Source organism: Archangium sp., from assembly GCF_036388035.1.
Taxonomy (GTDB): domain Bacteria; phylum Myxococcota; class Myxococcia; order Myxococcales; family Myxococcaceae; genus Archangium.
The window spans coordinates 1-5,954 of sequence record NZ_DASVSO010000066.1; the positions used below are offsets into that span (position 1 = coordinate 1).

Below are 5,954 nucleotides of genomic sequence, written 5' to 3' on the forward strand. Positions count from 1 at the left end.
AGGAGGCCGCGGAGGCCCAGCGACGCGCGGCGGCGGAGCGCGAGGCGGCCCAGCGCGCCGAGGAGGCCAGTCAGCTCCAGCTCCAGGCGGCGTATGACGACGCGCTGACGGCGCGCCGGCGCATGCAGGTGACGTCCTTCGCCCTGGGGGGGGTGGCAGTGGCGGGCGCGAGCGTGGGCACCCTCTTCGGGCTGCAGTCGCGCAGCGCGCGCACCACGTTCAACGCGGCCACCGACCCGGAGACCAAGCGCACGGCGGCGGACCTCACCAGGAGCAAGGCGCTGCTGGCGGACATCGGTTTCGGGGTGGGACTGGCCAGCGCGGTGGCGGCCATCCTGCTCTATCCCAAGGAGCCCCTGCCCGAGCCGGGCGAGGCACGAGTGACGCTGGCCCCCCATGGCGCCGGCGCGGGTGTGGAGGTGAGCTTCTGATGCGCGCGCTGACGTTGATGGGAGTGTTGTCCGTGCTGGCCACCGGGTGCAGCTTCACCACGGCGGCCGGGCTCGACGAGTGCCAGACGAGCGAGGACTGTGCCAGTGAGCAGGTGTGTACGCAGGGCTTCTGCCTGCCCCTGCCCACCGGCTGCGGGCCGATCTACGGCTCCACGGATGCCAACGCCATCCAGATGGGGGCCCTCTTCCCGCTGCGCACCAGCACGGCGCCGGGCGCGGGCATCGACGAGTCCGACGAGCAGGCGCTCAACGCGGCGCTGCTCGCGCTGGACGAGGTCAACCAGCGGGGGGTCGGTGGCAAGCAGATCGCCCTGCACGTCTGCGACACCGCGGGCGACACGGAGCGCACGAAGACGCAGGCCACCTGGCTGGTGAATGAGAAGAAGGTGACGGCGGTGCTGACGGCGGGCAGCAGCCAGACGCTCACGGCCTCGACGGTGACCATCCCCAAGAACGTGCTCACCATGAGCTACAGCGGCTCCTCCACGGAGCTGACGAGCGTGGCGGATACCAATGGCGGGAAGGTGGGGCTGCTGTGGCGCACCTCGCCCTCGGACGCCATCCAGGGCAGCGTCATCGCCCACAAGCTGCTCACGGACTCCGTGAAGTTCGGCACCCCCGCGAAGGTGGCCATCCTCTACGTGGACGACCCGTACGGGCAGGGCCTGTACTACATCGTCTCGGACCGCCTCAACAAGGTCTCGAAGGCCAACCGAGGCATCTCGTACGCGCGGCGCGGCGACGTGAAGACGGCCGTGGCCCAGCTCAACGCGTACGCCCCGGACGTCACCGTGCTGGTGGGCTTCGCCGACGACGTGACCGCCATCATCAAGGAGGCCTCCTCCCAGCCCAACCTCCTGCGCTACCCCAGCGGCAAGCACCGCTGGTTCTTCTCCGACAGCGTGAAGGACGCGGCCCTGCTGACGAACCCGGAGGTGTACGGGCAGATCCAGGACTTCTACGGCACGGCCCCCGCGCAGGGCACGGGCCTGGCCTTCAGCGCCTTCAAGGATCGCTTCCTCGGCAAGTACAACAAGCCCCCCGACGGGTACGCCTATATCTCCAACGCCTATGACGCCATGTACCTGATGGCGCTGAGCGCGGCCTACTCCCAGAGCACCACCAACGCCGTGACGGGGCCGAAGATGGCCGAGGCGCTGACGAAGCTGTCCGCGACCTCGAGCGAGGCCCTGCCCGTCACCAGCTTCAACTCGCTGGTGACGGAGCTGGTCGCGGGCCGGAGCGTCAACGTGGAGGGCGCCAGCGGCAAGCTGGACTTCGACGCCAATGGCGAGGCCCCCGCCCCCATGGAGCTGTGGCAGGTGAAGGGTGGGAAGTTCGAGTCCATCGAGGGCAACCTCAACCCTCCGTAGTCCCGTGAGTCCCCCCGCCCGCTGGCGCTCGATGGGCACCAGCGGGTGGGAGTCGTCGCGGCCTCCGGCTACCTGCGCGCCACGGACTCCTGCTGGAGGTCGCGCGAGGAGATGTCCGCGTCCGACCCCTCGCCACCGGCCACGCCGTCCGCGCCATAGGAGGTGATGAGGGGCTTGCCGCTCTCGTACATGTACACGTACTCACGCCCCCACGGATCGGTGGGCATCTTCTCCAGGTTCTGCGTCTCCACCAGCGCGCGCAGGCCCGAGGCGGTGTCCGGGAACCGGCCCTTCTTCGCGTAGTAGAGCTTGAGCGCGTTGTGGATGCTGCCGATGTCCATTCGCGCCGTGTCCCGCCTGGCCTCATCGAGCTTCGGAATGACGGCCACCCCCACCGCGGCCATGATCAATCCGAGGATGGTGATGACCACCATGATCTCGATGAGGGTCATGCCGCGCTGACGGCGGCGCTGCTGCTTCGTCTTCTCCAGGCCCATGTCACTGCCTCGCATGCGTTCCCGTCAGCGCCGCGCCCCATGCGCGTCGTGAGCTGGCGGGAACGGGCCCGGGTGATTGCAACGCCCGCGCCCAAGGCCACGCCCCGAGGAGCTCCGAGGGGAACCGAGCCCCACCACGCGGGTCCCCCCGGGCCCTCCCCGTCAGCGTGTCCCGGCCGCGGCGGCTTCACCTGTCAGACCGTCATGACAGGCTGTCAGTGAAAGCACGCATGCTCGCTCCCTCTTCAGTCAGGCGGGCTGAAGACAGGCCTGCTCTGGAATGAAGCCTGCCTACCCCCGGACCGTACACACCTGTAGCAGGGCGAGAGAACCTTCTACATCCTCTCTGTCGCACGAGACCCCGTGGTAGAATTCGGGTCCCCGTTGACGTTCGCCGTGCCTTCGCCCCCCCACGTCGACAAAGAGAGTAACCGCATGGAAGCCATCGCCGTGGTGGGACTGGGTTGCGTCCTGCCCAATGCCCTTCGCGTTTCCGACTTCTGGGCCAGCATCTGCGCTGGCAAGGTGTCCCTCTCGAAGGTTCCCGCCCAGGCCTGGAACCACGCGCTGCACTTCCACCCCGACCGGTCGGTGGCGGACAAGACCCACTGCGAGTTCGGCGGCTTCATCACCGACTTCGTCTTCGACTGGCGCAAGTACAAGGTGCCGCCGTCCGACGCGCAGCAGGTCAACCCGTTGCAGTGGATGATCCTCGAGGCGGGCACCCAGGCCCTCTCCGAGGTGCGCAACATCCCCAAGGACTCCACCTCCATCATCCTCGGCGCCACGGGCCTCGGCTGGCAGCGCGACAGCGGGATGCGGATCCGCCTGGAGGACATGCTGGACGCGGTGCGCGCCACCGACGAGTTCCGCGCCCTGTCGACCGCCCAGCAGAAGGAGTTGCTGGACACCACCGCCGCGCGCCTGCGCGAGCGCCTCAAGGAGGTCAGCGAGGACAACGTGGTGGGCGCCTCGGCCAGCGTGGCCTGCGGGCGCATCAACATGCACTTCGACATCAAGGGACTGCACTACTCGGTGGATGCGGGCTTCGCCTCCTCCCTGGCGGCCCTGGACCTCGCGGTGCGCGGGCTGCGCGATGGCGAGTTCGACCTGGCTGTCACCGGCGGTGTGAGCGAGATGCTGACGCCGCTGGAGATGGTCGCCTTCTCCAAGATGGGAGGGCTCTCCAGCCAGGGAAGCGTGCTGCCCTTCGCCGAGCGGGCGGATGGCACCCTGCTGGGCGAGGGCGTGGCGATGTTCGCCCTCAAGCGCCTCTCGGACGCGGAGCGGGATGGGGACACCATCTATGCGCTGGTGCGCGGGGTGGGCGGCTCCTCGGATGGCCGGGGCAAGTCGCTGGTGGCGCCCCGCAGCGAGGGCCAGGCGATGGCCATGCGCCGCGCGCTCGAGGACGCGGGCGTGGAGCCGGGCTCGGTGCAGTACGTGGAGTGCCACGCCACGGGCACCCAGGTGGGTGACGCCAGCGAGGTGCGGGCCCTGGCCAGCGTGTACACGGGCGCGCAGACGGGCTCCATCGCGCTCGGCTCGGTGAAGGCCAACATCGGTCACCTGCGCGCGGGCGCGGGCGCGGCCGGCCTCCTCAAGGCGGTGCTCTCGCTGCACCACGGGCAGATTCCCCCCCAGCCCGGCGTGGACACGGTCAACCCGAAGCTGGAGATGGAGCGCACGCCCTTCTTCGTTCCCCAGAAGGCGCAGCCGTACCGCCCGGGCAGCGTGCCCCGCGCGTCCGTCACCTCCTTCAGCTTCGGCGGCAACAACTTCCACGCGGTGCTGGAGGCCTACCGCCCGCCCGAGTCCCGCAGGCTCCCCGTCGCCAGGCCCCGCCACCAGGACGAGCCGCTGGCCATCATCGGCATGGGCGGCATGTTCCCCGGCGCCTCCAACGTGAAGGACTTCTGGAAGCGGCTGCTCGAGGGCTACGACGCCACGCGTGAGATTCCCAAGGAGCGCTGGGACATCGAGCGGTATTACGGCCCGGAGCGCAAGGACAAGGCCTACACGAAGCTCGGCTGCTTCCTGGACGAGTTCCCCAAGCCGAGCCTGGAGATGCGGATTCCGCCCACGGCCTGGGCCTCGTTGGACCCCTCGCACGTGCTGATGCTGTGGTGCGCGGACGAGGCGCTCCAGGACGCGGGCTTCGCGCCGGACAAGTGGAACCGCGACCGGGTGGGCATGTCCTTCGCCTTCCTGCCCTACCAGGGCAAGAAGTTCCTCCAGGACACGCGCACCCACTGGTCCGAGTTCGCCCACGAGCTGCGCCAGACGCTGGAGAAGTCCGGGCTCCCCGCGGGCGCGCGTGAGGCCCTCCTCCGGGACGCGGAGGAGCGCTACAAGAAGGACCTGCCGCCCATCAGCGAGGACAGCCTCACCGGCTTCCTGGGCAGCCTCAACGCCGGGCGCATCGCCAACCTCTACGACTTCCACGGGCCCCACCTGGTGACGGACGCGGCGTGCGCCAGCGCCCACGCCGCGCTCCACGCCGCCTGGAAGATGCTGCAGCACCGCGAGGCCGACGTCGTCCTCAGCGGCGGCGTGTGGTGCGACATGCTGCCCGAGTTCTTCATCGCCGCCTGCCGCTTCAACGCGCTGTCGGCCAAGCACAGCGCCCCCTTCTCCGCGCAGGCGGACGGCTTCGTCGCCGGTGAGGGCGCGGGCGTCTTCGTGCTCAAGCGCCTCTCGGACGCGGAGCGCGACGGGGACCACATCCACGCCGTCATCCGCTCCGTGGCCGGCGCCAGCGACGGCAAGGGCCGCTCCGTGCTGGCCCCCAGCCAGGAGGGCGAGGGCACGGCGATGAAGCGCGCGCTGGCCGCCGCCAACATCCCCGCCTCGAGCGTGGACCTGGTGGAGTGCCACGGCACCGGCACCGCGCTGGGCGACGTGACGGAGGCCAAGGCCACCCACGACGCCTACAGCGAGGGCCGCGTGCGCCCCATCCTCATCGGCTCGGTGAAGTCGAACATCGGCCACCTCAACGCCGCGGCCGGCACCGCCGGCATGATGAAGGCCACGCTCGCGCTGAAGAACGCCTTCATCCCCAAGTCGCTCAAGAGCGAGCCGCGCAACCCGAAGATTCCCGCGGGCGTCGAGGTGGTGGACACCCACCGCGAGTGGCCCTACCCGGCCGACGGTGGACCGCGCCGCGCGGGCGTCAGCGCCTTCGGCGTCGGTGGCGCCAACTTCCACACCATCCTCGAGGAGTACCGCCCCTCGCCCAAACGCCCAGAGCCCAAGGTGAAGAAGGACGAGGCCTCGTCCGAGGGCGGTGAGCCCCGGCTGATCGCCGTGGCCGGCGCGGACGCCCGCGCCTGCGTGGCCCGGCTCGACGCGCTGTGCGAGCAGCGGGGAGCACTCGAGGACACGCGGGAGATGCCCGAGGGCCCCTTCCGGGTGGCCCTCACCGCGCGCTCCCGCGAGGAGCTGCGCAAGAAGCGGGACCACCTGCGCAAGGCGGTGGAGACGGGCGGGGACCTGGAGTTCCTCGGCCAGTCCGGCATCTTCGCCGCCGGCCCGAGCTCGCCCCTGCGCGGCGCGCCCGTGGCCGTCACCTTCCCCGGCCAGGGCGGCCAGTACGCCAACATGCTCCGCCCGCTCGCCGACGCCTACCCGGT

3 protein-coding genes and 1 pseudogene are annotated in these 5,954 nt (G+C 70.3%); 3 read left to right on the plus strand and 1 reads right to left on the minus strand.

All coding sequences use genetic code 11. The features are described from left to right. Window positions 1-431, plus strand: a pseudogene (locus VF697_RS02845) (hypothetical protein); the annotation flags it as partial. Further along, on the plus strand, window positions 431-1,825 hold the full coding sequence (locus VF697_RS02850; RefSeq protein ID WP_331091920.1) for an ABC transporter substrate-binding protein: 1,395 nt from the start codon (window positions 431-433) through the stop codon (window positions 1,823-1,825). The pseudogene VF697_RS02845 and the gene VF697_RS02850, both read left to right, overlap by 1 nt. 68 nt (window positions 1,826-1,893) lie before the next feature. Here the strand turns inward: VF697_RS02850 and gspG are convergent, their stop codons facing one another. Then, window positions 1,894-2,337 carry a type II secretion system major pseudopilin GspG gene (gene gspG / locus VF697_RS02855; protein ID WP_331091921.1) on the minus strand — a complete coding sequence of 148 codons (444 nt, stop codon included), beginning with the start codon at window positions 2,335-2,337 and terminating at the stop codon, window positions 1,894-1,896. Between the two features lie 420 nt (window positions 2,338-2,757). Here gspG and VF697_RS02860 point away from each other — a divergent pair. Continuing rightward, window positions 2,758-5,954 (plus strand): beta-ketoacyl synthase N-terminal-like domain-containing protein (locus VF697_RS02860; protein WP_331091922.1); only part of this gene is annotated, 3,197 nt, incomplete at its 3' end.

Coding starts and splice junctions, on each gene's coding strand:
- gspG (WP_331091921.1), bottom strand. CDS start 2,337: ATGCGAGGCAGTGACATGGGCCTGGAGAAGACGAAGCAGCAGCGCCGC.
- VF697_RS02850 (WP_331091920.1), top strand. CDS start 431: ATGCGCGCGCTGACGTTGATGGGAGTGTTGTCCGTGCTGGCCACCGGG.